A 3,941-nucleotide genomic window follows, 5' to 3' on the forward strand; every position below is an offset into this window, starting at 1 on the left:
CGAGGCGGCGAGGGATCGGCAGGATGTCTCTGCCATTGCGCAGCTCCAAGCTAAAGCCGACGCCGATCAAGCCCAGATCGAGAACGCGAACCTGCAGTTGGCTTACACGGATATTCGGTCACCGATTTCAGGTGTTGCCGGCCTGCGGCTGATTGATCTCGGCAACATCGTCCGTGCCGCCGATACGAAAGGGATTGTCATTATTACGCAAGTGGAGCCGATCGCCGTGTTGTTCAACATACCGGAAGACAGTTTGCAGCCGGTGCTCGCTCTTCTCAGAAGTGGCGCTGCGGTACCGGTCGAGGCCTGGGGCCGTGACGATAGCGCAAGGCTCGCAACGGGCCGGCTCGTAGCGGCCGATAACCAGATTGACGAGACAACCGGGACCGTGAAGCTGAAGGCGCTCTTCGACAACAAAGACGATGCCCTGTTCCCGAATCAGTTCGTCAATGTGCGCTTGATGGCGAATGTTCGCTGATTCCGGAATCCAGCAGGTGAAACAGCGACGGATGGTTCTTCAGGAAGCCGGAGATCGGCTCCAGCACAGTGGACTCGGGCGGAACAAAACGGATGAACATGCTCGTGGAAAGAATGGGCAGAGCCGCAACGTTTAAGCGAAACAGGTCGGCCTGGCTGGGGTTCAGATACTGCTCGACATTCGAAACATAGAATACGGTGACGATGATGTCTTTCATCTTTAAGAATTGCGCGACTGCGTGCAGCGCTTTCTTCCCTGCAAAATTCCCCACCAGCGGCACGATCCGATTGTTCATCTGCAATTTGCGAATCCGCTCGAAGTTTGCAGAAGTCGCGAGATAGCTCCAGTTCTGCCCTTTCCCGTCTGTCGCCGTCATCAGTTCGGCATAGCTTGGCGCCGTGAGATTCGAGGGCGCATTCACAAAGCCATAATCGATCTGCGGGCCGGCGGCACAGAATGTCTCCAGCACGTGTTGCATCCCGGCCAGGTCGGCTGTTTTGAGCGGGAAGGCATGTTCATTCATCAGCCGGTCCTCGATAACCTGCATCGTCCGGGACAGCATCTGGCGATCACAATCTTCTGAAGAGAAGGACTTGAACAACTGATCGAGCGGGAGATCGTCGTTCAGCGTCCCGGGCCGGCGTGAGAATAACCTGGAGATGAAATCCACTCTGTTGCGCGAGGTCTCAAACAATGCCTTATACATGAGCTGTTCGAGCATGTTCTGGCGCCGGATATCGACAATGAAGGCGACTTTCGGCTCGAGTGCCGCAATGTAGGTGAAGTTCTGTTCGGGGCCGACGCCGATGTAGGCGCCGGGCTGTTGCAGGGCATCGCGGGTTTGCTTCAGCGTGGGAATGACGGTCTGGTAGGAGGTTTCGTTCGAAAGCAGGTTCTCGTAGCGGAAGGTGCCGCCCTCCTCGGAGAATCCGGCAATCATGCGCCAGAACATGTCGTCGGGGATGGAAGGGGCGGTATTCTCCGCCCGAACGGTCAGGAGAGATAGCAGTATTAGCGAAATAGCGATGACAGCGACGCGCCGGTTCACATTTTCCTTTGACACTGTCCGGGGTGAAATGGTTCCTGAATTTCGCAAATCTTAAGTCGGCTGTACCACCATTCCCCGCCTTTCCAAGGCGGGGTGGCTGCGCGCATCAAAGATCCCAGATTCGCGCGCAGACGGGGCGGTTCGTAAATTCCATCAACAAAATAAGGAGCGCTTCGCGGTTCGTTGCTAACCACTATTACTGCTTCGCCCTGTCGGGCTCGCGCTTCGCGCCCGCCCTCGCGTTCTAACGATTTGATCGTTCGGGCGCCCCTCCTTGAAAACGGAGGGGAATGGTGCCGTCTCCTTCTTTCAGATCACACCGTTTTCGCCAGAACCCGCACCAGGGCCTGATTGAATTTCAGCGGATCCTGGAGCTCCGAGCCCTCCGCCAATACCGCATATCCGTACAGAACCTCAGCGAGATCATCCAGCGCGGCATCGTCCACGTGGTTCCGCATTTTGGCGATGAGTTCGTGGTTCGGGTTCAATTCGAGAATGCGCTTCTGCTTCGCCGCCTCGCCTTTCATCTGACTGAGAATCTTCTCGAGATTCGGGCTGACGTCGTGCTCTGAGACCACCAGGCACGCCGGCGACGACGTCAACCGCGCCGACAGGCGAACTTCCTTCACCCGATCGTCGAGCTTCTTCTGCAGGGCCTCTGTGAGCTTTTCGAATTCCGGTTTCTTTTCCTCAACGCTTTTCTCGTCGCCCAGATCCGCCGTCCCTTTCGCGATCGACTTCATCGGCTTGCCGTCGAATTCCGTCTGCCATTGCACGAACATTTCGTCGACCGGGTCCACCATATAAAGGACCTCGAAACCCTTCTCCCGGAACGCTTCAAGATGAGGCGAATGCTCGACGGCGCGGCGCGACGGGCCGGTCAGGTAGTAGATCGCGGTTTGATCGGATTTCATCCGGCCGGCATAGTCCTTCAGGCTGGTGAGCTTCTCCGGATCGTTCGACGACTCAAATAAAAACAGAGGCACCAGCTTATCTTTGTTATCAAAGTCGAATCCCGCGCCTTCCTTCAGCACCCGGCCGAACTGCTTCCAAAGCGTGACGTATTTCTCGGCCTCCTTGCGCTGCATTTCTTCGAGCGAATCGAGAACTTTCTTCGTCAGCCATTTCCGGATCTGGGCAATGTGGCGGTCTTCCTGAAGCCGCTGACGCGAGACGTTGAGCGGGAGATCGGCGGAATCGACCACGCCGCGAATGAAACGCAGGTATGGAGGCAATAACTCCTCGCAGCGTTCCATGATCAGCACGCGGCGGACAAACAGATGCAGGCCGAACTTGCCGGTCGCATAGAACAGGTCGAAAGGCGCTTCGGAAGGAACGAACAGCAACGCCTGATATTCGGAACGGCCTTCGGCGCGGAACGACCACGTCTCCATGGGCTCGTTCCAGTCGTGCGAGATGTGTTTATAGAATTCCTTGTATTCCTCGTCCGTGACCTCCGAACGCGGCCGCGTCCAGATGGGTTTCATGGAATTCAGGGTCTTGTCGGCCTCTTTCCCTTCCTTATCTTTGAAAATTACCGGATAAGCGACGAAGTCCGAATAGCGTTTAACGATCTGTTCAATCGTCCATTTATTCGTGAAATCCTCGATTTCCGCGTCTTCTTCAAACTTCTTGAGGTGAAGGGTGATCGAGGTGCCGCGGCTGAACTTGCTGCTGTCGGTGATCGTGAATGTTCCGTCACCGGCCGATTCCCACTGGATGGCTCGATCCTCGCCGGCTCTTCGTGTGACGAGGGTTACGCGATCGGCAACCATGAATGCGGAATAGAAACCGACGCCGAACTGTCCGATCAATGTCGTTAAGGTCTCGGACGATTCATGCTTTTCCCGCAGCGCCTGCATCATCTCGCGGGTGCCGGATTTCGCGATTGTACCGATATTCGCGACGACTTCCTCGCGGCTCATTCCGATGCCGTTGTCGCTGATGGTCAGCGTCCGTTCTTTAGGGTCGCTCTCGAGCCAGATCTCCAGTTTTTCGTCGGCTCCGATCAGGTCGGGCCGGCTCAACGCCTCAAAACGGATGCGGTCCAGGGCGTCGGAAGCGTTCGATATGAGTTCTCTGAGGAAGATGTCTTTGTTCGTATAAAGGGAGTGAATCATCAGGTCCAGCACCTGACGGGCTTCAGCCTGAAACTGGAAGGTTTCCACGTTTGTTGTCATGGAGATGAGTGTAGCGGGGCAGGCGGGGTGGGTTCAAGGCTGGGCGGCCCTACGGGGGAAGTAAGGCCGCCGCGATTTCTTTAGTCCATCAACCAAGTTGATGGAAAAGCGTCAAGATAGTTTCGCTTTTTTTGCAGCCTGCCAACGCTCGAAGTCGGCGCCGAGGATGAAAAACTTTCGCCCGATCTGGACGATCCGAATGCGTTCTTCCTCAATGATTCTGCGGAAATGCCGC

The 3,941-nt window shown here is 56.1% G+C and carries 3 protein-coding genes; 1 reads left to right on the forward strand and 2 read right to left on the reverse strand.

Translation table 11 applies throughout. The annotated features are described in order from the left end of the window. The coding region (locus VGK48_08385) for an efflux RND transporter periplasmic adaptor subunit (protein HEY2381187.1) at positions 1–478 on the forward strand (478 nt) is incomplete at its 5' end. Here the strand turns inward: VGK48_08385 and VGK48_08390 are convergent. Next, entirely contained in the window at positions 447–1,541 is a 1,095-nt protein-coding gene (locus tag VGK48_08390; GenBank protein ID HEY2381188.1) for a hypothetical protein, read from the reverse strand. The genes VGK48_08385 and VGK48_08390 overlap by 32 nt on opposite strands. A gap of 299 nt (positions 1,542–1,840) precedes the next feature. Beyond that, positions 1,841–3,706, reverse strand: coding sequence for a molecular chaperone HtpG (gene htpG, locus VGK48_08395; GenBank protein ID HEY2381189.1), 1,866 nt, complete (start codon positions 3,704–3,706; stop codon positions 1,841–1,843). Between the last annotated feature and the right edge of the window lie 235 nt (positions 3,707–3,941).

The sequence above is a fragment of the Terriglobia bacterium genome (assembly GCA_036496425.1).
Taxonomy (GTDB): domain Bacteria; phylum Acidobacteriota; class Terriglobia; order 20CM-2-55-15; family 20CM-2-55-15; genus 20CM-2-55-15.

Excerpts from the sequence above, each read along its gene's own strand:
- htpG (HEY2381189.1), bottom strand. The coding sequence starts at position 3,706 with ATGACAACAAACGTGGAAACCTTCCAGTTTCAGGCTGAAGCCCGTCAG.